The organism is Streptococcus sp. 27098_8_76 (genome assembly GCF_041432315.1).
Taxonomy (GTDB): Bacteria; Bacillota; Bacilli; order Lactobacillales; family Streptococcaceae; genus Streptococcus.
Genome location: NZ_JAPVZI010000009.1, coordinates 1 through 25828 on the forward strand (window position 1 = coordinate 1; position 25828 = coordinate 25828).

20 protein-coding genes and 3 pseudogenes are annotated in these 25828 nt (G+C 36.3%); 12 read left to right on the plus strand and 11 right to left on the minus strand.

Annotated elements, in window-relative coordinates:
- The 3 genes and pseudogenes from pheS to O3636_RS07330 all read left to right on the plus strand — a co-directional run.
- Window positions 1-478, plus strand: a pseudogene (gene pheS, locus O3636_RS07320) (phenylalanine--tRNA ligase subunit alpha); the annotation flags it as partial.
- Window positions 479-598: 120 nt separating this feature from the next.
- The gene (pheT, locus tag O3636_RS07325; RefSeq protein ID WP_371642401.1) at window positions 599-3004 is read left to right on the plus strand and encodes a phenylalanine--tRNA ligase subunit beta; all 2406 of its coding nucleotides are present in this window, start codon (window positions 599-601) and stop codon (window positions 3002-3004) included.
- A 472-nt stretch (window positions 3005-3476) separates the two neighbouring features.
- Window positions 3477-6434 (plus strand): DUF1542 domain-containing protein, encoded by a 2958-nt coding sequence (locus tag O3636_RS07330; protein ID WP_371642403.1) that lies wholly within the window; start codon window positions 3477-3479, stop codon window positions 6432-6434.
- Between the two features lie 575 nt (window positions 6435-7009).
- On the opposite strand, the gene O3636_RS07335 is transcribed toward O3636_RS07330, so the two are convergent.
- Window positions 7010-8266 carry an ISL3 family transposase gene (locus O3636_RS07335; protein WP_371642405.1) on the minus strand — a complete coding sequence of 419 codons (1257 nt, stop codon included), beginning with the start codon at window positions 8264-8266 and terminating at the stop codon, window positions 7010-7012.
- Between the two features lie 443 nt (window positions 8267-8709).
- Here O3636_RS07335 and O3636_RS07340 point away from each other — a divergent pair, with 443 nt between their 5' ends.
- From O3636_RS07340 to rpsI, 4 genes are all read left to right on the plus strand, one after another.
- Entirely contained in the window at window positions 8710-9603 is an 894-nt protein-coding gene (locus tag O3636_RS07340) for an ABC transporter ATP-binding protein (RefSeq protein WP_371642407.1), read from the plus strand.
- Window positions 9600-10799, plus strand: a complete 1200-nt coding sequence (locus O3636_RS07345; RefSeq protein WP_371642409.1) for an ABC transporter permease — start codon at window positions 9600-9602, stop codon at window positions 10797-10799. The genes O3636_RS07340 and O3636_RS07345 overlap by 4 nt, the downstream gene beginning before the upstream one ends.
- A 215-nt stretch (window positions 10800-11014) precedes the next feature.
- On the plus strand, window positions 11015-11461 hold the full coding sequence (rplM, locus tag O3636_RS07350; RefSeq protein WP_001044624.1) for a 50S ribosomal protein L13: 447 nt from the start codon (window positions 11015-11017) through the stop codon (window positions 11459-11461).
- 18 nt (window positions 11462-11479) lie between these two features.
- On the plus strand, window positions 11480-11872 hold the full coding sequence (gene rpsI, locus O3636_RS07355; RefSeq protein ID WP_000075964.1) for a 30S ribosomal protein S9: 393 nt from the start codon (window positions 11480-11482) through the stop codon (window positions 11870-11872).
- Between the two features lie 106 nt (window positions 11873-11978).
- Here the strand turns inward: rpsI and xerC are convergent, their stop codons facing one another.
- From xerC to O3636_RS07390, 7 genes are all read right to left on the minus strand, one after another.
- Window positions 11979-13196 carry a tyrosine recombinase XerC gene (gene xerC / locus O3636_RS07360; protein ID WP_371642411.1) on the minus strand — a complete coding sequence of 406 codons (1218 nt, stop codon included), beginning with the start codon at window positions 13194-13196 and terminating at the stop codon, window positions 11979-11981.
- A gap of 66 nt (window positions 13197-13262) precedes the next feature.
- Window positions 13263-13526: a helix-turn-helix domain-containing protein gene (locus O3636_RS07365; protein ID WP_001196067.1), complete on the minus strand. Its 264-nt coding sequence runs from the start codon at window positions 13524-13526 to the stop codon at window positions 13263-13265.
- Between the two features lie 13 nt (window positions 13527-13539).
- On the minus strand, window positions 13540-14193 hold the full coding sequence (locus O3636_RS07370; protein WP_000032482.1) for a replication protein: 654 nt from the start codon (window positions 14191-14193) through the stop codon (window positions 13540-13542).
- 202 nt (window positions 14194-14395) lie between these two features.
- Window positions 14396-14995, minus strand: a complete 600-nt coding sequence (locus O3636_RS07375; protein WP_125451087.1) for a hypothetical protein — start codon at window positions 14993-14995, stop codon at window positions 14396-14398.
- Window positions 14996-14998: 3 nt separating this feature from the next.
- Window positions 14999-16087, minus strand: a complete 1089-nt coding sequence (locus O3636_RS07380; protein ID WP_000255253.1) for a type IV secretion system DNA-binding domain-containing protein — start codon at window positions 16085-16087, stop codon at window positions 14999-15001.
- Window positions 16087-16401: a hypothetical protein gene (locus tag O3636_RS07385; RefSeq protein WP_025170852.1), complete on the minus strand. Its 315-nt coding sequence runs from the start codon at window positions 16399-16401 to the stop codon at window positions 16087-16089. Before O3636_RS07385 ends, O3636_RS07380 begins: the two co-directional genes overlap by 1 nt.
- Window positions 16402-16564: 163 nt before the next feature.
- Window positions 16565-17083, minus strand: a complete 519-nt coding sequence (locus tag O3636_RS07390) for a hypothetical protein (protein ID WP_261013512.1) — start codon at window positions 17081-17083, stop codon at window positions 16565-16567.
- A gap of 338 nt (window positions 17084-17421) precedes the next feature.
- Between O3636_RS07390 and O3636_RS07395 the strand changes: the two genes are divergently transcribed.
- On the plus strand, window positions 17422-18312 hold the full coding sequence (locus tag O3636_RS07395) for a hypothetical protein (RefSeq protein WP_000097855.1): 891 nt from the start codon (window positions 17422-17424) through the stop codon (window positions 18310-18312).
- 10 nt (window positions 18313-18322) lie between these two features.
- Window positions 18323-18898, plus strand: a complete 576-nt coding sequence (locus O3636_RS07400) for a hypothetical protein (RefSeq protein WP_371642415.1) — start codon at window positions 18323-18325, stop codon at window positions 18896-18898.
- A 149-nt stretch (window positions 18899-19047) separates the two neighbouring features.
- Here O3636_RS07400 and O3636_RS07405 read toward each other — a convergent pair whose 3' ends face one another.
- The gene (locus O3636_RS07405) at window positions 19048-19311 is read right to left on the minus strand and encodes a tyrosine-type recombinase/integrase (protein ID WP_371642489.1); all 264 of its coding nucleotides are present in this window, start codon (window positions 19309-19311) and stop codon (window positions 19048-19050) included.
- 421 nt (window positions 19312-19732) lie between these two features.
- On the opposite strand from O3636_RS07405, the gene O3636_RS07410 reads away from it, so the two are divergent.
- Window positions 19733-21994, plus strand: coding sequence for a leucine-rich repeat protein (locus O3636_RS07410; RefSeq protein ID WP_371642417.1), 2262 nt, complete (start codon window positions 19733-19735; stop codon window positions 21992-21994).
- Between the two features lie 983 nt (window positions 21995-22977).
- On the opposite strand, the pseudogene O3636_RS07415 reads toward O3636_RS07410, so the two are convergent.
- Together O3636_RS07415 and O3636_RS07420 are read right to left on the minus strand one after the other, a co-directional pair.
- Window positions 22978-23091 (minus strand): annotated as a pseudogene (locus O3636_RS07415) (integrase); the annotation flags it as partial.
- A gap of 19 nt (window positions 23092-23110) precedes the next feature.
- Window positions 23111-23437 (minus strand): annotated as a pseudogene (locus O3636_RS07420) (cytoplasmic protein).
- A gap of 849 nt (window positions 23438-24286) precedes the next feature.
- Here O3636_RS07420 and O3636_RS07425 point away from each other — a divergent pair.
- Entirely contained in the window at window positions 24287-24637 is a 351-nt protein-coding gene (locus O3636_RS07425) for a helix-turn-helix transcriptional regulator (protein WP_261084781.1), read from the plus strand.
- Window positions 24630-25796 carry an FRG domain-containing protein gene (locus O3636_RS07430; RefSeq protein WP_371642419.1) on the plus strand — a complete coding sequence of 389 codons (1167 nt, stop codon included), beginning with the start codon at window positions 24630-24632 and terminating at the stop codon, window positions 25794-25796. Before O3636_RS07425 ends, O3636_RS07430 begins: the two co-directional genes overlap by 8 nt.
- Window positions 25797-25828 lie beyond the last annotated feature (32 nt).

Genomic DNA, 25828 nt, shown 5'->3' on the forward strand with positions numbered 1-25828 from the left:
TAAAGGTCCTTTGAAAATGATCTCACCAGGGCGTGTCTTCCGTCGTGATACGGACGATGCAACACACAGTCACCAATTCCACCAAATTGAAGGCTTGGTTGTTGGGAAAAATATCTCTATGGCAGACCTTCAAGGAACCCTTCAGTTGATTGTCCAAAAAATGTTTGGTGAAGAGCGTCAAATTCGTTTGCGCCCATCTTACTTCCCATTCACAGAGCCATCTGTTGAGGTGGATGTTTCTTGCTTCAAGTGTGGTGGAGAAGGCTGTAACGTATGTAAGAAAACTGGTTGGATCGAAATTATGGGTGCCGGTATGGTTCACCCACGTGTCCTTGAAATGAGTGGTATCGATGCGACTGTTTACTCTGGATTTGCCTTTGGTCTTGGACAAGAGCGTGTAGCTATGCTCCGTTACGGAATCAATGATATCCGTGGATTCTACCAAGGAGATGTCCGCTTCTCAGAACAGTTTAAATAAGATTGAAACCTGAAACACAGTCCTAGTCAGCTACTCTTGACGAGAAATGGTGAGGACTGACTCGAAGAAAAAGAAAGGAATTGAAAAGGTCTTACTTGGTGGGACCTTACAATTAGAATTATGCTTGTATCTTATAAATGGTTAAAAGAATTGGTGGACATTGATGTGCCATCGCAAGAGTTGGCTGAAAAAATGTCAACTACAGGGATCGAGGTAGAAGGTGTCGAATCACCTGCTGCTGGTCTCTCAAAAATTGTCGTCGGTGAGGTCTTGTCTTGCGAAGATGTGCCAGAAACTCACCTCCATGTTTGTCAGGTTAACGTTGGCGAAGAAGAAGCACGTCAAATCGTCTGTGGTGCCCCAAATGTACGTGCTGGTATCAAGGTTATGGTGGCTCTTCCAGGAGCTCGCATCGCTGACAACTACAAAATCAAAAAAGGAAAAATCCGTGGCTTGGAGTCACTTGGGATGATCTGTTCCCTTGGTGAATTGGGAATTTCTGACTCAGTTGTACCTAAGGAATTCGCAGATGGCATCCAAATCTTGCCAGAAAATGCCGTTCCAGGTGAGGAAGTCTTCTCATATCTAGACTTGGATGATGAAATCATCGAACTTTCTATTACACCCAACCGTGCAGATGCCCTTTCTATGCGTGGAGTGGCTCACGAAGTGGCAGCTATCTATGATAAGGCAGTCAACTTTAAAGAATTTACTCTAACAGAAACTAATGAAGCTGCGGCAGATGCCCTTTCTGTCAGCATTGAGACAGACAAGGCGCCTTATTATGCAGCTCGTATCTTGGACAATGTGACCATCGCACCAAGTCCACAATGGTTGCAAAATCTCCTCATGAACGAAGGAATCCGTCCAATCAACAACGTAGTGGACGTGACCAACTACATCCTTCTCTACTTTGGTCAGCCTATGCATGCCTTTGACTTGGATACCTTTGAAGGGACTGACATCCGTGTACGTGAAGCGCGTGCTGGTGAAAAATTGGTGACCTTGGATGGTGAAGAACGTGACTTGGAAACAAATGACCTAGTCATCACTGTCGCAGACAAACCAGTAGCTCTTGCAGGTGTTATGGGTGGTCAAGCAACAGAAATCTCTGAAAAATCTAGTCGTGTTGTCCTTGAAGCGGCTGTTTTCAATGGCAAATCAATTCGTAAGACTAGTGGTCGCCTCAACCTTCGTTCTGAGTCATCTTCTCGTTTTGAAAAAGGGATCAATGTGGCAACTGTTAACGAAGCCCTTGATGCGGCGGCTAGCATGATTGCAGAACTTGCAGATGCGACGGTGCGCAAAGGCATCGTTTCAGCGGGTGAACTTGATACCTCTGATGTGGAAGTTTCTTCAACTCTTGCTGATGTTAACCGTGTCCTCGGAACTGAGCTTTCATATGCTGATGTAGAAGACGTCTTCCGTCGTCTTGGCTTTGGCCTTTCTGGAAATGCAGATAGCTTTACAGTCAGCGTCCCACGCCGTCGCTGGGATATCACCATCGAAGCGGACCTCTTTGAAGAAATTGCTCGTATCTATGGATATGACCGCTTGCCAACCAGCCTTCCAAAAGACGATGGGACAGCTGGTGAATTGACTGCGACACAAAAACTCCGCCGTCAGGTTCGTACTATTGCTGAAGGAGCAGGTTTGACAGAAATCATCACCTATGCTCTAACAACTCCTGAAAAAGCAGTTGAGTTTACGGCTCAACCAAGTAACCTTACTGAACTCATGTGGCCAATGACTGTGGATCGTTCTGTCCTCCGTCAAAATATGATCTCAGGTATCCTTGATACCGTTGCCTACAACGTGGCTCGTAAGAATAAAAACTTGGCCCTTTACGAGATTGGAAAAGTCTTTGAACAAACAGGTAATCCAAAAGAAGAACTTCCAAATGAAATCAACAGTTTTGCCTTTGCCTTGACAGGCTTGGTTGCAGAAAAAGATTTCCAAACAGCAGCAGTTCCAGTTGATTTCTTCTATGCTAAAGGAATCCTAGAAGCATTATTTACTCGCTTGGGAATAGAAGTGAGCTATACAGCTACAGCTGAAATTGCAAGCCTTCATCCAGGTCGTACAGCAGTCATTTCACTCGGTGACCAAGTTCTTGGTTTCCTCGGTCAAGTGCATCCAGTAACTGCTAAGGCCTACGATATTCCAGAAACTTATGTGGCTGAGCTCAACCTTTCAGCCATCGAAGCTGCGCTTCAACCTGCTGTTCCATTTGTGGAAATCACGAAATTCCCAGCAGTCAGCCGTGACGTTGCCCTTCTCCTCAAGGCAGAAGTGACTCATCAAGAAGTTGTAGATGCTATTCAAGCTGCCGGCGTGAAACGTTTGACAGATATCAAACTCTTTGACGTCTTCTCAGGCGAAAAATTGGGACTTGGTATGAAGTCGATGGCTTATAGCTTGACCTTCCAAAATCCAGAAGATAGCTTGACGGACGAAGAAGTAGCACGCTACATGGAAAAAATCCAAGCATCGCTTGAAGAAAAAGTCAATGCAGAAGTGCGTTAAGTTATTAGAGTTTGAAATGAAAGTTTAGACTTAAACATAAAAAACGAATAAAACTAGTTTTCTAGACGGTTAGAATTCTATTTTGTTCGTTTTTTGTTTTTAAATCTTAGGTCTTGTTAGTGTGAATGAAGCTGTTCTTATATACTTTCTTGATTTCGCTTTTATAACTGTTTAAGACTACAGTAGATTGAAATAAACTGCGAACAAATCTATTGGGGAATTCAAACAAGTTTATAGCAATGTTTTAGAAGTTTCAATGTGCTGTTTCAACTTCGGCATGAAATAAAATCTAAGTGTATTTTTATTTTTCTGTCTAATAAATCAAAATACTTGATTTATTAGCATAACAATGATAAAATTAAGTCGGAAACAATTTATAGGTTACAATCTTAGTTAATATATATATATATATATATATTAACTAAGATTGCCGTTTTCACTAGTTTAATAGATAATAAAGGAGTCTTTATAGATGGGAAAAAATCATTCTATGAGTCGAGTAGAACGCTCACGTCGTGAGAAGGTAACTCGTTACTCTGTCAGAAAAGTAAGTTTTGGTGCGGCCAGTGTGGCGGTCGCAGCATTTTTCATGTTTTTGGGAAATGGTGCAGTGTATGCAGTAGAACCAAATGTAACAGCAACAGGTTCTGCCCTAGCAGCTACTCCAGCAAATAATCAGTTGGATGAAAATTCTGGTGCCAGTGACTCGACTGTTCCGAAAGCTCAAGCAGGCACAACTACTTCAAAACCTGCTGACTCAAGATCAACATCAGTGGAGTCAGCTCCTGCTTCAAAAGTTCAAGACGAAACACCTGCTTCAACTCCTGTTGCTGAATCAGCATCCGTAACTCCAGCTCCTGCTTCAGCAACAGAAGAAAAATCAACAAAGAAAAACACTGAGGTGCCATCTACAGAAGCAAATAGCGTAGAAAATAAAGAACAAACAACAGTAAAAACTGAAGAGACATCTACTACATCAGCAGCAACAACAGAAAGCAACAAACCAAAATTACGTAAAAAACGTGCTGTAGATGCTAGTCCAACGGCAACGACAGATACTGATCCAGCTGCGAATCAAGTGTATACAGCGCCACATGTAAATGCAGGGCTAGATGAATTAAAAGAAAAACTCCAAGAATTACCAAGTGCAATTCAAAATAATACCAAAGTCAATAATATGGATGAAGTAGGAGCGACAACTGGACTTGAAGCTGGTAAAGTAAAAGAAATAACGGAATTTGGTGGTTGGAGAGCTGTATCTTCTGATGGACAGCAAGGTAGATTTGCAATTGCAAGAAAGACAGACCGAGACGTATTTCCTGTTGAAACAATTAATACGACAAATAATCAATATGACACCAACAGACAGGTTTGGCTGAGAGAACAGTCGTTTGATAGAACTAGTAAATATATGCTTTTTCTAACGAAAGTTAGATCTTATAAAAATAGTACAGAAACAGCTTATGATAACTCTAAATATGTAAGAGTTGGGGAAGGGGGAGCTTCTACTGCAAAAGCTGTCAAAGGTTTTCAAGGTATTGAGAAAACGTTTCGTGCATATTCTTCAAACGATGGTTCTAGAATAAAAATTGCTTTTAAAACAGGATACTCTGGAGATATTAACAATACTAAAGCAGGATATAAGGTCGAAGTTTATTCGATTGGACAAGATGGGGCAGAAAGTAGTATTTATACAACTACATTTTATCCTCAAAATAATGTGAAAGATAAAGATAAAACGGTTGTTGCAGCTAACGATGGTACTACGAGAAATGACAGACTAAATGCTAATGGATTGACAGAAAATCAAGTGAATGAAAAATTAGCAGAGGAGAACAATAAACCTAATGGTACAGGAGGTTCTTTTACTAGCCGTGATATAGAACTTCCAAAGGGTGCAGTTTCATATAAAGTACGAATTAGTAATGCAAACGATAAAGAAGTGGGGCTTTCTTATCAATCTCCGTATTTAGGTTATGCACTTCCAGTTACTGGTGTAGATTTTTCAATTGAACAAGATACAAAAAATGTTGCGAAGAATTTACTACAAAGAATATATAATAAATTAATAGAACAAAAATCAGAAGATACTAAGTGGTCTACTCCTGAAACTAAGGATGCTTATGAAACAAAATTGACTGAGATTAAGAATTTACTTAGTTCAGAAATAAGTACCACAAGTAAGTATAAAGAATCTGCTAAGTCACTTATTGAAAAATATAACTCTTTGAACAATAGAGATACAATTGTTGCAGCAGCGAAAGCCGCAGTAGCCGCAGCCTTAGCCGCAAAAGAAAAAGCGATTGAAGCGAACAGCAAACTTTCAGAAGCAGAAAAAACAGCAGCGAAAGCAGAAGCTAAGAAAGCCGCAGATGACGCAACGAAAGCGATTGAAGCCGCTAACGATCAAGATGGCGTAGACGCAAAAGAAACTGCTGGAACAGGGGCAGTAGCTGCAATCAACCCAGTAGGAAAAGATAATGCGAAAGCCGCAGTAGCCGCAGCCTTAGCCGCAAAAGAAAAAGCGATTGAAGCGAACAGCAAACTTTCAGAAGCAGAAAAAACAGCAGCGAAAGCAGAAGCTAAGAAAGCCGCAGATGACGCAACGAAAGCAATCGATGCAGCTACAACTCAAGCAGAAGTAGATAGAATTCTTCGTAATGACATTTACAAAGATGATGCAGCAATTAATGAAGTGGAAGCATTTGACTTATCATCTCTATTAGTCAATGGATTCGTCTCTGTTAAACAAGGAGAAACTTTAACAGATCAAGAAGTGTTATCTAAAGTAAACTTACCGAAGGATGTAGAGGTTATTAAAGTTGAAAAACCTACAACATCAGCTTTAGGTAGACTAGTAGCTAAAGTAACACTTAAGTTATCAGATGGCAGTGTAGAAGAAATCAACGTACCTGTTGAAGTTGTTGCTCCACAAAATCATGGAAATGAAGGAAATGGAGCAAATAACGGAGCTAATAACACTGAAGCGAGAGTAAATAAAGCTAAGTTAGAAGCTGCTATTCATCAATTAGATGAATTTAAGTTTGATGCAGACACTGCAAAAGAAGCGAATGCATTATCAGCAGATGCTAAGAAAGTATTTGCTAATGCAGACACAACTCAAGCAGCAGTGGATGCAATGGTTAAACGTATCGAAGACTTCATGGCGAAAGTTGCTCCATCAACTGATCATGCAACTCCAGCTAACGACCAAGCTGCTCAAAAACCAGCTGTAGCTCCAGTTACTACTCAAGCAGCAGCTAATGCTGGTCAAACAGCATCAGCACAAGTAAATGCACGTAAAGTAGCTAAAGAGTTGCCAAATACAGGTACAGCAGATTCTACTGTAGCTATGGTAGCAGCTGCTGCAAGTGCCTTACTTGGTCTCGGTCTTGCAGGTCGTCGTCGTAAAGAAGACGAAGAAGCTTAATTGGTAGATTATTTGATAATTATCAGATGATAAGTCCGATTTTCAAAGCTTAAACAAGTACCTCTCATAAGAAAATCTCCTAGCAGGAAAGCCTGCTAGGAGATTTTTGATACAGGTAATACTCTTCAAACCGCGTCAGAGTCGCCTTGCTGTATATATGTGACTGACTTTGTCAGTCTTATCTACAATCTCAAAGCGGTGCTTTGAGCAATCTGGGGCTAGTTTCCTAGTTTGCTCTTTGATTTTCATTGAGTATAAATTGAGTAGTGAATCTAAATCTTAAATTTCGGAAGGTATTGAGTGGTTTAGGTCAACTTGATTTCAAAATTTTTAGGTCTAGGAATGACTATTCATATAGAGATAGGTAATTCTTCAAAGATGGTAGTCATATAGAGGACGATAGTTATTAAGTAATGTTTTAATTGATAATAGTTGCTATTTGATGATGTTTTATGTCAAAGTAAATAGATAAGATTTTTATTTTTGACAAATGAGAACATATGATGTAATGATTTTTAGGGAAAAGCTATTTGGAATAAAGGGCTCTTTGTCAACTGTAGTGGGTTGAAGAAAAGCTAATATCTAGAAAGGACAAATTTCGTCCTTTCTTTTTTGATGTTCAGAGCGATAAAAATCCGTTTTTTGAAGTTTTCAAAGTTCCGAAAACCAAAGGCATTGCGCTTGATAAGTTTGATGAGATTATTGGTGGCTTCCAGTTTGGCGTTGGAATAGGGTAGTTGAAGGGCGTTGACAATCTTTTCTTTATCCTTGAGTAAGGTTTTAAAGACAGTCTGAAAAAGAGGATGAACCTGCTTAAGATTGTCCTCAATAAGTCCGAAAAATTTCTCTGGTTCCTTATTCTGGAAGTGAAAAAGCAAGAGCTGATAGAGCTGATAGTGGTGTTTCAAGTCTTCTGAATAGCTCAAAAGCTTGTCAAGAATCTCTTTATTCGTTAAGTGCATATGAAAAGTAGGGCGATAAAAACGTTTATCACTCAATTTACGACTATCCTGCTGGATGAGCTTCCAGTAGCGCTTGACGGCCTTGTATTCATGGGATTTTCGATGAAACTGATTCATGATTTGGACACGGACACGACTCATAGCACGGCTAAGATGTTGCACAATATGGAAACGATCTAGAACGATTTTAGCGTTTGGAAAAAGTTGTCTAGCCAAGTCATAGTAGGGGCTAAACATATCCATAGTAATGATTTTCACTCGACATCGGACTGCCCTATCATATTTAAGAAAGTGATTTCGGATAATAGCTTGTGTTCGTCCCTCAAGAACAGTGATAATATTGAGCTTTTCAAAATCTTGTGCAATGAAGCTCATCTTTCCCTTAGTAAAAGCGTACTCATCCCAAGACATAATCTCAGGAAGACAAGAAAAATCATGCTTAAAACGGAAGTCATTGAGCTTGCGAATGACAGTTGAAGTTGAAATGGACAGCTGATGGGCAATATCCGTCATAGAATTTTTTTCAATCAGCTTCTGAGCAATTTTTTGGTTGATAATACGAGGGATTTGGTGATTTTTCTTGACGAGAGAGGTTTCGGCGACCATCATTTTTGAACAGTGATAGCACTTAAAACGGCGTTTTTTAAGGAGAATTCTAGTAGGCATACCAGTTGTTTCGAGGTAAGGAATCTTAGACGGTTTTTGAAAGTCATATTTCTTCATTTGACTTTCAAAATCAGGACAAGATGGGGCGTCGTAGTCCAGTTTGGCGATGATTTCCTTGTGTGTATCCTTATTGATGATGTCTAGAATCTGGATATTAGGGTCTTTAATATCGAGTAGTTTTGTGATAAAATGTAATTGTTCCATATGATTCTTTCTAATGATGGTTTGGTCGCTTTTCATTATAGATCTTATGGGACTTTTTTCTACAACAAAATCGGCTCCATAATATCCATAGGGGATTTACCCACTACAAATATTATAGAGCCGAATAAAGGAGTTGCTCACATAACAATTCAGGATCAAAAATAGACAGTTGAGGAGCGGAAGTGATAAATCGAGTTTGCTACTGTATAATGGATTTATCACTAATACTCTTCGAAAATCTCTTCAAACCACGTCAGCTTCGCCTTGCCGTACTCAAGTACAGCCTACGGCTAGCTTCCTAGTTTGCTCTTTGATTTTCATTGAGTATAAAAGTGCTCCAGGCCATATTTTACATAGCATTAGTCTTATAAAAATGGACAGAAGTCATTGTAAAGGCTATCAAAAAGGAGTATAATGAGTACAAGACATTTCGGAGGTGAAAGATGCTAGAAGTAAGAAGTCTAGAGAAAAGTTTTGGCCCCAAGCAAGTTTTGTTTGGTATTGACTTTCAAGCGCGAGCAGGTCGTATTTTGGGACTAGTCGGGAAAAATGGTGCTGGGAAGACAACAATTTTCCACAGTATTTTGAAGTTTTTAGAATATCAGGGAGAAATCAGTCTGGATGGTCAGGATATTCGTCAGGAGACCTATGCTCGGATTGGTTATCTACCTGAAGAACGCAGTCTCATGCCTAAATTGACAGTCCTTGAACAAGTTCGCTATTTGGCGACGCTAAAAGGCATGGATGCCAAGGAAGTCAAGGAAAAACTCCCTCAATGGATGAAGAGGTTGGAAGTCAAAGGAAAGTTGACAGATAAAATCAAGAGTCTGTCAAAAGGAAATCAGCAGAAGATTCAGCTCATCATTACTCTGATTCATGAGCCAGACTTGATTATCCTGGATGAGCCTTTCAGTGGATTGGATCCAGTCAATACAGAATTGCTCAAACAAGTCATTTTTCAGGAAAAAGAGCGCGGAGCAACCATTATATTTTCTGACCATGTTATGACCAACGTTGAGGAACTTTGTGATGATATTTTGATGATTCGAGATGGCCGTGTGGTCTTGCATGGGCCGGTTCAGGATGTCCGCAATCAATACGGGAAAACGCGTCTCTTTGTTTCAAGTGAACGAAGCAAGGAAGAATTGGAAAGTCTTCCTCATGTTAAACAGGTGAGCTTGACCAAACAAGGCAGTTGGAAATTGATCTTAGAGGATGAGAGTGCTGGAAGGGAACTTTTCCCAATCTTGACTCAAGGGCAATATATCGCAACCTTTGACCAACAAGCGCCAACAATCGATGAAATCTTTAAACTAGAATCAGGGGTGGAAGTATGAGAAATATGTGGGTTGTAATCAAGGAAACCTATCTTCGACATGTCAAATCGTGGAGTTTCTTCTTTATGGTGATTTCACCGTTCCTCTTTTTAGGAATCTCTGTAGGAATTGCCTATCTCCAAGGCTCTTCAATGGCTAAAAATGATAAAGTGGCAGTAGTGACAACAGTGCCATCTGTAGCAGAAGGACTGAAGAATGTAAATGGTGTTAATTTTGACTACAAAGACGAAGCAAGTGCAAAAGAAGCGATTAAAGATGAAAAATTAAAAGGCTATCTGACTATTGACCAAGAAGATAGTGTCTTGAAGGCTGTTTATCATGGCGAAACGTCGCTTGAAAATGGAATTAAATTTGCAGTTACAGGTACACTCAATGAACTGCAAAATCAGCTTAATCGTTCAACCGCCTCCTTGTCTCAAGAGCAGGAAAAACGCTTAGCGCAGACAATTCAATTCACAGAAAAGATTGATGAAGCCAAGGAAAATAAAAAGTTTATTCAAACAATGGCAGCAGGCGCCTTAGGATTCTTTCTTTATATGATTCTGATTACCTATGCGGGTGTAACGGCTCAGGAAGTTGCCAGTGAAAAAGGCACCAAAATTATGGAAGTCGTCTTTTCTAGCATAAGGGCTAGTCACTATTTCTATGCGCGGATGATGGCTCTGTTTCTGGTGATTTTAACGCATATCGGGATTTATGTTGTAGGTGGTCTGGCAGCCATTCTACTCTTTAAAGATTTGCCATTCTTGGCTCAGTCTGGTATTTTGGATCACTTGGGAGATGCATTCTCACTGAATACCTTGCTCTTTATTTTGGTCAGTCTCTTTATGTATGTAGTCTTGGCAGCCTTCCTAGGATCTATGGTTTCTCGTCCTGAGGACTCAGGAAAAGCCTTGTCGCCTTTGATGATTTTAATTATGGGTGGTTTTTTTGGAGTGACAGCTCTAGGTGCAGCTGGTGACAATCTCATCTTGAAGATTGGTTCTTATATTCCCTTTATTTCGACCTTCTTTATGCCATTTAGAACCATTAATGGCTATGCAGGGGGAGTAGAAGCATGGATTTCGCTTGCTATTACAGTGATTTTTGCAGTGGTAGCAACCGGATTTATCGGACGCATGTATGCCAGCCTAGTCCTTCAAACAGATGATTTAGGGATTTGGAAAACCTTTAGACGTGCCTTAGCTTATAAATAGAAGAGCCTCGCGAAAGCGAGGTTTTTTAGAGATAAAAAGAGTGGAATTTAGAAAAATATTTTTCATATCTATTGACTTTTAGGGGTGAAATTTGGTATTATAGTAGGCGGTATTGTTTACCCCATTTGAAAGGCCCCGGAACCTTCCAAATACTTTTCGATGGGAAGGAACACCCATCACCGTAAACAAAAATCGAACTATATATAGGAGAAATCATGAACAAAACAACATTTATGGCTAAACCAGGCCAAGTTGAACGTAAATGGTACGTAGTTGACGCAACTGATGTACCACTTGGACGTCTTTCTGCAGTAGTTGCTAGCGTACTTCGCGGAAAAAACAAACCAACATTTACACCACACACTGATACAGGTGACTTTGTGATTGTTATCAATGCTGAAAAAGTTAAATTGACTGGTAAAAAAGCAACTGATAAAATCTACTACACTCACTCAAACCACCCAGGTGGATTGAAACAAATCTCTGCAGGTGAACTTCGTTCTAAAAATGCAGTACGTTTGATCGAGAAATCAGTTAAAGGTATGCTTCCACACAATACTCTTGGACGCGCTCAAGGTATGAAGTTGAAAGTATTTGTTGGAGCTGAGCACACTCACGCTGCACAACAACCAGAAGTTCTTGACATTTCAGGACTTATCTAAGGAAAGGAACAATAAAGTATGTCACAAGCACAATATGCAGGTACTGGACGTCGTAAAAACGCTGTTGCACGCGTTCGCCTTGTTCCAGGAACTGGTAAAATCACTGTTAACAAAAAAGATGTTGAAGAGTACATCCCACACGCTGACCTTCGTCTTGTCATCAACCAACCATTCGCAGTTACTTCAACTGCAGGTTCATACGACGTTTTCGTTAACGTTGTAGGTGGTGGATACGCTGGTCAATCAGGAGCTATCCGTCACGGTATCGCTCGTGCCCTTCTTCAAGTAGACCCAGACTTCCGCGATTCATTGAAACGCGCAGGACTTCTTACACGTGACTCACGTAAAGTTGAACGTAAGAAACCAGGTCTTAAGAAAGCTCGTAAAGCATCACAATTCTCAAAACGTTAATCAATACGATTATATCAACGTTTCAAAGCACTCAAAAGTTTACCTTATGGGTGCTTTTTTCGTGTTTTTTTGAAAAGTTCACCTCAAAGTTTACCTTATTTTTACCTTATTGTTTTAGAGACTTTAAGGCAAATTCACCGACTGCCATAGGAACTACATTAGAAGTATTGACATAAATCTGTGTTGTACCTGTGTCGCTATGTGTTAGAGCTTCAGAAATAGCTTCTAAGCTCATTCCTGCTTGTTTAGCAAGTGTTGCTCCTGTATGTCGCAGTTTATGAGGTGTAGCCTGTGTCAGCTCTTTATGTCGCTTTCTAATACTTTTCATTTTGTTGTTTAGATAGTCAGCATGTAAAGGCTTATTGATGTTTCCTTTTGTGTCGATATATGTAAAAATAAATTGTTCTGGATTACTGATGATGCCAAATTTTGCCAGTTCATATTTTTGTTGTTCTTTCCAAGAGGTAAGGAGTTGAAGTAAGTCATTAGAAATAGAGAAAATAGTTTTCTTATTTCCCTTAGTAGATTTCACTTGTCCATATCTATCTAAAGCTTGAATTAGCTGAATCTGTGATTTTGAAAAATCGATATGTTTCCATTGAAGAGCATAGGTTTCAGATTTTCTATCGCCTAAGAAAAAAGTGAGATAAAATAGGACATAATCTTTAAGGGTTATTTTATCATTCTCTAAATCTTCTTGAAATGCTGAGAACCACTCTTGGAGTTGTTCATGAGTTAGATATAAATCTTCCTCTCTCTTTGACTCTGCAAGTTGAATCTTTTTAGTGGCCTTTATTCTTCTTAATATTTTTGCAACCTTATTAGCTTCTATATATTCAAGTTCTTCTGCCCAGTCAAAAATAGAAATCACATAGCTACGTAAAGATTTGAAGTTTGCATATTCATTAGCCTTAGACGTCATTAGATTTAGGATAACCTGCTTGTTTTGATTTAGAAACTGTATCGTATAGTTTCCAAGAAGTGGTAGTATATGTTTTTCAAAACAGGTTTTGGTATTAGCAACTGTTGACCTACTTGGTGGTTTAGAAGTAGATGTAGTTTGTCCTTCTTTATAAGATTCCCACCAGATATTGTTATAGAAGTCTGAGAAAAGAATATCTCCTTTTGCTAGTCCTGTAAATTCATTATCTTCTATTTGATTTAACTTGGTAAGCAAGTCTATCTCAGCTTGTCTTGCCTCCTTCCTTGTTTTAAATCGCTTATCGTAATAGTTGCTATTAACGATACCAAGTGGCATTCGTGCTTCTATTGGGATATAGATTTTTAAGCGAAAAGTACCGTTCTTTGTCTTACTGATAGGCATGATATCCTCCTTGTGTATCGAACCAGAAAATATCATGACTATTATAAAACAAAAATATAGATATTTCTAGTTATGTAAGTTTAGCCATTGATCGATAGCGTCTTTATGGAATCGAATCGTTTTACCGATTTTGATTTTGGGTAAGCCTTTTACAATCCAAGAATCCAGTGTATTATTTGATATACCTAAATAGTTACAAGCTTGTTGTTTGTTCAAATAGGGACTATCGATACCGCTCTTGTCTAATTGCTCTCTGATTTCTTTCTTTATAAGATTAGAGAGTAAAAGTTGAATTTGATGAATTTGTTCATCTGGTAAGATTACTTGCATAGCTTTTCCTCCGTTATACTTCTATTAAAGTAGAGTCTGATATGATGTCTCTAGTTTTATTAGGAGTATTCGTCAAGGGAGCTTTTGATGAAGTTATTTTGCTTTTATCTGTACTATACCTTCGTGAATCTAAATACTTGGCAAAAAAGTAAGTTTTATCTACGATAAGTCTTAATAAGGTCGGATTTTCTTCTCTCGCATACCTAACCAGATGATTAAATTCAGTGAAATTATTCTTGTCTATCACGTCAATAATAGTTGATAGAAAATCATCGTTGTTATGGTTTATGAGGAATTTATCCAATTCAAATCCGCATCCAATTTCTATATCTTTGATATCGTACGGACTTTTCTCAGGATTCTCCGCATGGACAAAGTAGTCATACATCCCTTTTGGAGACATAATAGGTTCTACATGAGCAGGTCCCTTTAATTTATCCTTGATGAGTTCAGATACTTGAGAATAACTTTTGAGTGAATCGAAGAAAAAGGCGCCATGCTTATGAGCTTTTTTAAGTTCCCCTGTTCTTCTATTAACGTCTTTATCGTGCCAAGGGGATAAGATAAAGGGAATATGAAGGTCTTCAAGGATTTCTAAATAGTTTTCTGGGGCGCTCTCTCTGTAGAAAAGAAAAGCCCACTTGTTGGAACGTTGTTCTTTTGACATATACAACATACCTCGCTTTCAAATTGTATTTCTATCTATAAGGAGATTTAGAAGGGTTCTTTCGGAAGGTGGAAGACGCTTTTTTGATATTTCTGTGATTATTGATTATTGGACTAACGGGGTCGTAGTAACCCGTTAGTCCATATACCAAGCAGACGGGCGCTAGGTGGCGCTTACTTCGTGCGCCATAGCGCCCGTCCTATTATTTACGTCTTGTTCCGATAAAGTAGAAGTCCATGCCCTTTCTTTCAGGTCTTGAAAAATAATAGTCAGGATTGCGACTAGAAATTTCTTCACTGATGATTGTTTCCAAATCTTTTAGAATTCTAATGGCTTGTTGCGATTTGGGGACAGGAATAATCAATGTTGTGCTTTCCTCTCGTATATCTACAAGCACTTTCTGAATCGCTTTATTGAACTGTTTGTTGATAGGGTTGTATCTCTTTGTGTTTCCTTGCTCGCTTGTGCTTACAGTTTCTGAGTACTCTCTTTGAATCAGAAATAGACGAAGAGAAAAGGTCTGTGTAATGGACTTAAAGAGGTTTGATATTTTATCTTCTCTGTGGCGTATCTTAATTTCATAGCCAACTAATCCAAGGAATAAGAGAAGGGACAATAAAGAAATAGATGAGCTGATAAAGTGAAGCAAGCGCAGGAAATCAAACAGAGATGTGAAATAGATACTGTTTTCCAAGGGATTCATTCCAAGCCTCAATAAGATTGAAATAAACATAGATAGGATTCCCATTATAAAAAAGGTAGTTGCTGGATGAATGGTTTTTTGAAAATTCGTTTTTCTCATAGTCTATAAAATTCCTTTCTTGGTGTAATAGGTGGGACAGAGGAGGGGGAAAACTTGATAAGGATGTTCGTTATCAATAATCTGTATAAGTCCTGTTCCTTTGCCTATCGGAATAACGATGCCCTCAGGGTCGAGGTCGGGAAACAAAAACTGTGTGGTCTTTTTATTAATGTTTCCAATCTGTATCAGAACATTCAATTGTTCCCGAACGGATACGGGGATAGTTGTATGGTCAAAGCGTTGACTGACTAGAAGTAAATGAACACGTGTAGCTCGTCCCAGTAGTGCGATTTGAGACAATAAAGAGAAGAAAGAATCTTTGATGGTTCTGTTGACTCCTTCTGACAAGGCTAGTACTTCATCAATAACAATGGTTAGATGTTTAAATTCATGACGTGGATTTTCAAACAAGATGGCTTGCCTTTTATGAATGATGGTCATACACTTGCTCAGGTTTTCATTAATTTCTGAAACAAAATCAGATTTAGAGCGGTTTTCATGGGGGTGAATAACGGGAGTTTGGTGTTCTCTTGCCCAGCGTGATGGTGTATCAAACTTAGGGTCAATAATAATTAGGTCAGAAATGTTTTTCAGGACACTAAGTAGATAAGTCAAAGCGTAACTTTTCCCACTACCGGAATTACCAGCAATAGCCAAAGAAGTTACCTTATCATAGTTAATGGCTAGATTTTTCATGATAGGAATATTATTACCCTTTAGAGACGAGGTAAATATCTCAAGGTCTGGAATGACCAAGCGCTCCGAAACTCCTTTTTTCCATGGAAAGAATAAGCCACGCTGAACATGAATATCCTCTGACTTTAAGGCGATAAAGTAAGCAGAGTTTTGTTTCAATAGCGTATATTGAGGATAGAGGGAGGCGTTTGCGATTAGAAAAATCTTCTGATACAAGTCATCATCAATGATAAAGCCACATGGTAGACGAGGGACAAAGATAAAGCCGTCTTCTCGGACAAGAATGTTAAAAGAGTTGGTGTAGGATGTTTCACCCTGTAATACAGAGCCCAAACCCATATTTAGGCTCTGTAACAGGTATTGTTCCAACTCTCTTTGTGTGAGAGTTGAAACCATTAGTTCACCTCTTTCAATCCGTCAGCTTTGAAGTAGACATTGTAGTTAACTTCGCATGCCATTAGACCTTCAAATGAAACCAGAGATAGGTAGTCTGGCAGTTCAGGTGCTTCTGTAAATTTCACTTGAAAAGGCGGAAGTCCTTTTTGTCCGAACCAAGCCTTATAAGCGACAATTTCCCCTGTTGGTTTGTTGTTTTCGTACTTTTGTTGGGGTTCGAGTTCGTCACTCAGTAAGTAGATAGGAGCGTTGAGGTCAACGTATTGTTGAGCGATATGGTTTGAGTAACCGCCTTTTCGGTGTTGTGGTTTGATTTTCATATGGATATACCTTTCTATATGAAGCTTAAAAACTAAGAAGAGACAAGCTCGGTTTGAGGTCATGAGCTGGACTTTTAAAACTACCTCCTAATTAATGGACAAAATTAAGGGTAGTTGAACCATTTTTGAGCAAAAAAGGCCTAATTTTTTTGTTCAATTATTCTGTGAGTCTTTCTTTTATATAAGACATTATTTTCGGTATCTTACGTTGGATTTTACGATAGTCCTCATTTAATCTTCTACCCATTTCTCTGAAAGAAAGTTTCTTGTAGTTTATATAGGTTTCCCCCCTATACGTATATTCATATTCTTCAAATGAATGGCAAAGTAAGATAATGTCTCTGTCAAGTTCATCTAATTCAGATAGAACCTTTTTTAATCTTGGCAATTGAGCTAAGGTAAATTCTTCATCTTCTGTCTGAATGAGAAAGTCAAGAGGATTAGGGGAATCATCTATAAACAAGTCAAGTGGAGTTGTTTCGTTATTTGTTCTTCCATTGTTTATTTTGGAGTTTAGACTTATTTCTTTACGACGACATTGGCGAGCATAACTATTTTCATGTCTATCACTCTCATTTAGCCATTCAAGCCAGAAAGATTGCTCTTCTGGAGTTAGAGATTTAATGAGTTTTTCATTTAATTTCTTTTTAGAAATTTCTTCATATATATTATTCATGTTGGTTCCTTTCTGTCCTTAGGACGGAAAGAAACTTCAATGAGCCATACTGAATACCGATAGATGTGAAAAGGGCACACCAAATAAACGGATAAACAGATATATGCAGAACTCGACCGTTATCGTCTGAGTTTTCATATTCGTTTCAATCCGTCCATTTGATGGCCATCAATTAGGACTAATATTATTATTCTGAAGAAAACGCTTGTGAAATTTGATATAATAGAATCAAATATACATTTGCCTTATCTTCAAACTTTATTATGAAGTAGATGGAGTTACTTGTAAATGTAGATAAAGTAGATAAAGTTACCAAATAAAGTAAGAGGAGTTAAAAAATGTCATCTAACGTTCCACGCCTAACAGGAGGGATACTCTTTGGGCTTATTCTTGAAGCTAGAAATACTAGAAGAAGAGTACGTAGTACAAGAGTACGTGGTGTTGTAACTGATAAAAGTGATGGTTTAAATGAAGATGATATGATGTTATCGTTCATCGAGAACTTTACAGGGGAATCCCTTTTAAAAGTTAAAGGGACATCATTTAAAAAGAATGTGTCTGAATATAAAAAATGTGTGATATCTGCTACATCATATTTGATCTTTGACGACCAAACTTTTATTGATTCTTTTGAAACCTCAGTTAAGCAAAATAAAAAAGACACACTTGAGAGTATGTCTGCTTTTATAAGTAATAAGTTTTCAGAGCAAAAATTGGAATGGTTTGCTTCTGCTATTATAGAAACAATCTGTAATGATGAAACAATTGATATTTCGGAACGATTTAAGATTTCTGTTAATAATACTGTATCTAAGTCAGAATTATTAAGTATTACAACAGTAGAAATTGAGCCATTCTTGTTAGATGTGATGAGATATATATTTGTAAATAAAATTGATAATACACTCGGTAAAGAAACATTTGAGGAATGGTATTCTCAAAATGGAGAAAATACGCCATGGAAATTCAGAAACTCAGAACTGGGAAAGTCTTTGCCTAATTTAGAAATAACTCGTTATAACCCAAGTGTGGAAGAGTTGAATGAACAAACTGCTGGAATAGTGGAACAAGAGCATGTTGAAGAATCAGATACTGAGAACGAAGAAGAGAAAAAATTTAATACTGAAGGTGAAGAATCTATGAAACAACAAGTATTGAATAATCCAAAAATCATAACTCAGTATGCTAACAAAATTTATAACATAGAACATGTAGAAAATTTAAATTAAGGAGAATACATTGACAAACTCACTAAAAAGGCAGGATAATTTGCCCTCAGAATTTCCCCAACAACCACTACAACAAAATGCGGACAGAATTTATAATATTGAGCAAGCAAACAGTGTAAATCATATCGTTAATGTTACACCTATACGGCAGATACTCTCTTCCAATGAATATTATAACCTATTTATAATTTACAATGAGAAGTATGAAGAGAACTCGTTTAGTTTAAACAATGATAGGGTTTTTCAATACACAAATTCAGCAATTAGTCAAAAGTTCAATCAATTCACTTTAGAAGATATTGATGAAATAATGAGTTTGCCAGCTTTATTCCTTCCAGAATATAGTGAGGCGAACCAAGAGATAAAAACTGGATTTTTTGGAAAATTAGTAGATATAGATAAAAGAGCTGGATATATAAAATTTGATTTTCAGAAAGAATGTGAAATTGATTTAAATCTGATCGAACTTCATCACTCAGAATTAAAAATAGAAGATTGGGAATTAAGTAGGACTCACTGGGCAATTAAAAGAGCCAATTTAAAGAACATTTTAAAAGGCTTTGGTAATGGCAACGAAACAGAGTAAAGAAGTAAAAATTCAACGTGAAGTTGAAGAGTGGCAACGTCTTACGGCATGGAGTTTGTGACACAAAATGAAAGTGTCAATCCAAAGATTGACAAAGCCTTATCAAAAGCTAGAACGAACTTATAAGATGTCAATAATGCGGTAGGACGTTATGAAGAGGTCGTCAATCTCGTCAAATTTGGTAAAGACGAAATGAAATTAGATGGATTATTTATTGAGGTAATAGCGATACCTGCATTTAACATCATAGAAGCGTGTGTGTGGCGGAATAAGTGAAAACTATAGTCTGGTAGTCCTAAAGCAGATAGACGCTTTTTAAGAGTTGCTCTTTCATTTCTATCGCACATATAATTCCCGTATATGGTTGGGAATATGAGTGAAGATTTTCTGTTTCGTTCGCTTTTTTGTCTAATCTATCGATTTTAAAAATTTATAATAAAGAATTACTGAAATCAAAATCTTTTTGTCCCAGTCTCTTATGTTGTTTAATAGAGTTGCTATTGCATCAATTATATCTGTTTTTTGTGGTTCTGGTATTTGTTCAAGTTGAGTGATAATATAGCGAATTGAATTTCGAGAGTTTTTACTCAGTTAATTTTATTTTTAGCCCATGTTAAAAATAAAATTAACGTGTGTTAAAAATAAAATTAACATTGGTTAATTTTTCTTGACTTAAAATTTAAAAATGATATACTATGTTTATGGAGAGATAACAATTTATAAAATGTACTACTCTATTCTACTAGATAATGCTTGAATAAAACTTTTTATAACAACGGCTAGCAAAGTTATAGTTTTATATCTATTAGAAAATAAATATGTAAGGAAATTTATATGAAAAAAAGAACAGTATTATCATTAACTACAGCTGCGGTTATATTAGCAGCATATGTCCCTAATGAACCAATTCTAGCAAATACACCTAGTTCGGAAGTGATCAAAGAAACTAAAGTTGGAAGTATTATTAAACAAAATAATATCAAATATAAGGTTCTAACTGTAGAAGGCAACATAGGAACGGTTCAAGTGGGTAATGGAGTGACTCCTGTACAGTTTGAAGCTGGTCAAGATGGAAAATCATTCACGATTCCTACAAAAATCACAGTAGGTGATAAAGTATTTACCGTTACTGAAGTAGCTAGTGAAGCTTTTAGTTATTATCCAGATGAAACAGGTAGAATTATCTACTATCCTAGCTCTATTACTATTCCATCAAGCATAAAAAAAATACAAAAAAACGGCTTCCATGGAAGTAAAGCTAAAACTATTATTTTTGAGAATGGCAGTCAGCTGGAGAAAATTGAAGATAAAGCTTTTAATTTTTCTGAATTAGAAGAGATTGAATTGCCTGCATCTCTAGAATATATTGGGACAAGTGCATTTTCTTTTAGTCAAAAATTGAAAAAGCTAACCTTTTCCTCAAGTTCAAAATTAGAATTAATATCACATGAGGCTTTTGCTAATTTATCAAATTTAGAGAAACTAACATTACCAAAATCGGTTAAAACATTAGGAAGTAATCTATTTAAAAATACTACTAGCTTAAAACATGTTGATGTTGAAGAAGGAAATGAATCGTTTGCCTCAATTGATGGTGTTTTGTTTTCAAAAGATAAAACCAAATTAATTTGTTATCCAAGTAAAAAAAATGACGAAAGTTATAAAACACCTAAGGAGACAAAAGAACTTACATCATATTCGTTTGATAAAAATTCTTATTTGAAAAGACTCGAATTGAACGATGGTTTAGAAAAAATCGGTACTTTTGCATTTGAAGATGCGATTAAACTTGAAGAAATTAGCTTACCAAATAGTTTAGAAACTATTGAACGTTTAGCATTTTATCGTAATTTAGAATTAAAAGAACTTATATTACCAGATAATGTTAAAAATTTTGGTAAACATGTCATGAACGGTTTACCAAAATTAAAAAGATTAACAATTGGTAATAATATCAACTCATTGCCGTCCTTCTTCCTAAGTGGCAGCTTAGATTCATTAAAGGAAATTCATATTAAGAATAAAAGTACAGAGTTTTCTGTGAAAAAAGATACATTTGCAATTCCTGAAACTGTTAAGTTCTATGTAACATCAGAACATATAAAAGATGTTCTTAAATCAAATTTATCTACTAGTAATGATATCATCGTTGAAAAAGTAGATAATATAAAACAAGAAACTAACGTAGATAAACCTAAAGAAGGAACAGGTAAAACTGAAACTGACGTAACTAAACCTAAAGAAGGAACAGGTAAAACTGAAACTGACGTAACTAAACCTAAAGAAGGAACAGGTAAAACTGAAACTGACGTAGCTAAACCTAAAGAAGGGACAGATAAAACTGAAACTGACGTAGCTAAACCTAAAGAAGGGACAGGTAAAACTGAAACTGACGTAGCTAAACCTAAAGAAGGAACAGATAAAACTGAAACTGACGTAGCTAAACCTAAAGAAGGGACAGGTAAAACTGAAACTGATGTAGCTAAACCTAAAGAAGGAACAGGTAAAACTGAAACTGATGTAGCTAAACCTAAAAAGAATTCTAATCAGGGAGTAGTTGGTTGGGTTAAAGACAAAGGCTTATGGTATTATTTAAACGAATCAGGTTCAATGGCTACTGGTTGGGTTAAAGATAAAGGCTTATGGTATTACTTAAACGAATCAGGTTCAATGGCTACTGGTTGGGTTAAAGATAAAGGCTTATGGTATTACTTAAACGAATCAGGTTCAATGGCTACTGGTTGGGTTAAAGATAAAGGATTATGGTATTACTTAAACGAATCAGGTTCAATGGCTACTGGTTGGGTTAAAGACAAAGGCTTATGGTATTACTTAAACGAATCAGGTTCAATGGCTACTGGTTGGATTAAAGATAAAGGCTTATGGTATTACTTAAACGAATCAGGTTCAATGGCTACTGGTTGGGTTAAAGACAAAGGATCATGGTATTATCTTGATACTGCTGGAGCTATGAAGACAGGTTGGTTTACAGTTTCTGGTAAATGGTACTATACCTATAATTCAGGAGATTTATTAGTAAACACCACTACACCCGATGGCTATCGAGTCAATGCTAACGGTGAGTGGGTAGGATAGGTATCCATTAGCTAAATCTAATCATTCTGAACTAAAAAATCTTCTTACATATGTAGGAAGATTTTTTAGATTCTCAAAACTAGTTTAAAAGACTACGCTATTTAAACCAATTTTGAGAATGGATATATAAGGATATTCAGAAATCTAGTTGGTCAACTTTTGTATTTTGAATATACCTTAGATGGTGACGATGTCTTGGTATATCTGATACTCACTTACATATTCTAACTTATTTTAACTAAGATAAAACTGTAGTGGTGAATTTGCTACAAATAGTGTAGAGGCGTTATTTGAAAAATATACAAAAAAGGAACTCCAATTTACATTTGAGTTCCTCTTACTTTTAATTGTCCGAATCAATATTCTTATTTCAAAAAAAGGTAGTGATTCGGCTGATTTTTATTGCAATGTAGTGAAATTTGAAATTTCAAGAATCGCTTTAAATCAAGGTTTCTACCGTATATTGACGTGTAGTGAATCCCTATTTCACTTCTGTAAAACTAAATAAGGGAAACTTTTGATATTCTGGTTCGATTTTTGCTTATTTTTTATGAAAGTTTACCTTATTTTGATGAAATTGATTAAAATTAGTTGAAATTTTATGTTTTGAAAACTTATGAAAACGTTGATTTTAAAGCACTTTGAAATTAGATGAAATAAGTGGTGCCCCAACCAGGTCTTAAGAAAGCTCGTAAAGCATCACAATTTAGTAAACGTTAATTCAAAAGAATTACGATACTTACAGAGAGCACCTTTCGGGGTGTTCTTTTTTATACTTTCTTACTAAATTGGTGCAATTGACACAGTTGTTGCGACTTTAGTCGCTTACAAATGTGGCTGCAACCTGACAAAGTCAGTTGCCTCAAAACGTTAATCAATACGATTATATCAACGTTTCAAAGCACTCAAGAGTTTACCTCATGGGTGCTTTTTTGAGGATTTTTAGTAAAATTCACACCATTTTTCACACCAAATTCACACCATTACTTTTTAAGACTGCGATAAGCAATCTCTCCAACAGCCATTGGAATGACATTTGAAGTGTTGACATAAGTCTTTGTTGTAATCGTGTCACTATGCGTTAGTGCTTTATAGATTCCATAGTTTAATCGAATTTTAGCCATGTAATTTTCTCCTTTTATTTCTTATTTTTTTAATTACTAATTTTTCAGCAAATACATTGAGATAAGGGGCAACAGTATTGCCGTTTAAAGCAGTATCTGGGAAAAAGATTGGGTTAACAGTTTCTACTAGAGCATCTTCTGGGAATACTGTGGTAGAAGCAGGTGTGATAATATGGAAGGAACCATGTGTTTCAATATTTAAAATATGACGCTGATATTTGCTTTCTTTTCAAGAGATAAATCGTGGATCATTCCCTAATTTTTCATAGTAAGCTGAGCCAATAAATTCTGGTTTCATTTTTAAAGTTTCTGGAATTATAAGTTTTTTCCTTTCTGATTGTAAAATAAAAAGAGTTAAGCTGGTAGCTTCACTCTTGAGTAGTAGTGAGAAGAGAGTTTACATTTAAACATTCTAGTATAGAATTCCACTTCAGCATGAGAAAATCCTGTGATGAGTGATTTTCTTGCTAAAGAATCTAAATCATTCAAAGCTTGAGTGTATAGTTGAGCTGTTAGTTTATCATATAAACTGAAGATTCTATAAGTAAATGCGTAATTATCATACAGTCGCTTACATTGTAGTGCGAAAAAAGTTAGCCATAGTTTTCTCCTTTATTGTAAAAGTAAAAAAGCTACTAAGAAAAAGAATACATAGTAGCTTTAGAGTGAGTCTATCGAGGTAGATAGACAGCAGTAAAGAAAAGTTATTTGGTTGAAGGAACTCTCCTTCACGGTAGCAACGTTTAGCAAGGTGCTTTGCATGAATTACCATCGCTATCTCAGCCAATCTCAATAGGTAGTCATTATCATACCCATTGGGTTCTCTTACGCCCTTTGGTGAAGCCAGTTCACTTTACTATACGGAAAAGTGCGAAAGTCCGAAATGCGTGGAAGCCCACAAGGATGTTTTATATCTTCACTTCAACCATAAAGAGACTTGACTTTTCTTTCCAAAACATTTACAATAAAGGTACGAAGTTTAGTGTAGTTTTGGCAATCAGTTCTCTGGTTGTCAGATGCACTTTTTATTAAATTGTCAATGATCTCAATTGATAGGGATTATTATTTTAATCCACAATATCGCTATCAGCTATATATATTATCGCTGTTGGCGATAATTGTCAAGAGGTTTTTGAAACTTTTTAAAAAATTTTGAAGAGGAACAACTATGGCGTTTGCAGAACGTTTAAAAGAATTACGAAAACAAGCTAATCTAACTCAAGTAGAACTAGCAAAGCGATTAGGAATAGGACAATCTTCTTATGCAGACTGGGAGAGAGGTAGGAAAAAACCGACTCAAGAAAATCTAGTTAAGATTTCGCAAGTATTTAGTGTTTCAATTGATTATTTAGTTGGAAATTCAGAAGAAAAATCAAATGATTTAGACAATGTTGAATTGCTTTTTCGTATGAACTCAAAAGGATTAAGTAAGGAAGAAAAAGAAATTTTTAAAAAGGAATTGATTGAGTTTATGGAAGAGCGGAAGAAGGCGTTTGGTAAGGAAGAAAATAATGATTAATTTAGAAAAAGTTTATTATGTAAAAGAAGAAAATAGCCATAGTTTGGTTCCTAGTGAACAAATATGTGTTAGAGATATAAGTACGGTATCTGATTATCTAAGAGCGATAACTATGATACATAGTAATTATTTTATATTAAAGTATGCACTAGCAACAGATATAAGAAGTTACGAAAATATGTTTAGTAGAGATGATACAAAAGATTTTATTGAGAATATAATTACGAATGGTGTATATTTTCGAGGACAAGTTAAAGACTATAATAATGTAATTCCATCGCTATATAGAAGTTTAGATAGTATTTTTTTTGAAGAAGAATATATTAAAAGAGCGGAATTATCTAGTCCAAAAGAATTTTCTTCAACGGGATCCTTTTTAGGAAAGTTAGCATTAATGCAACACTATGGTATGACAACAAGGATTCTGGATATAACAACTAATGCTCTAGTTGCATTATATTTTGCTGTTGAAGATGGTGTTAATGATTTGGATACAATATCAGATGGTGTTATTTTCTTATATAAGAAAGAATTTCCTCAAGTTGAAACTGAGCTTTCAGAGAGGGTTTGTATAAAAGCGAATATTAGTCGTCTAAGTATCCAAGAGAAAATTTCCTTATTTAAGGTAGTTAATAACGCTAGTATTACAGATAAAGAAAACTTATTGCTAACATTTCAACATATTTTTGAAATATCCAGAATCCTTAGAAAACTTATTGATTATTCTAGTACTGATCTTGGATATGCACCAACTATAATATTGAAAGAGTATCTATTTGGGGCCGAGATAGTTTATGCGTCAGAAATAGATTCAAGGATTATGAGGCAGAGCGGTCTTTTTATTATTTGGGGATTAGATTGTTTAGATAAGATTAGTGAATGTGGAATTAATGAAAAAAGTGAAGATGACAAAAAAGCAATTTTACAAGAAATACAAACCGGCATTAATAAAACATTAGAAAAAATGGAATTTATCTATTCTCCGGAAATATTTCTCAAACAAGGTAAAAGTCAGGGCAATGTTAGGATTAAAATTAAGAAGGAATATAAAAAACAGATATTATCAGAATTGAAATTATTAGGTATCACTGGTCAAGCTATCTATCCAGATTTACAGCATAAGTTAGAATACATAAAAAATCTCAAGTTTAAACTGTAATTATCTTTTGTTAAGAATAATCTAATTTAATA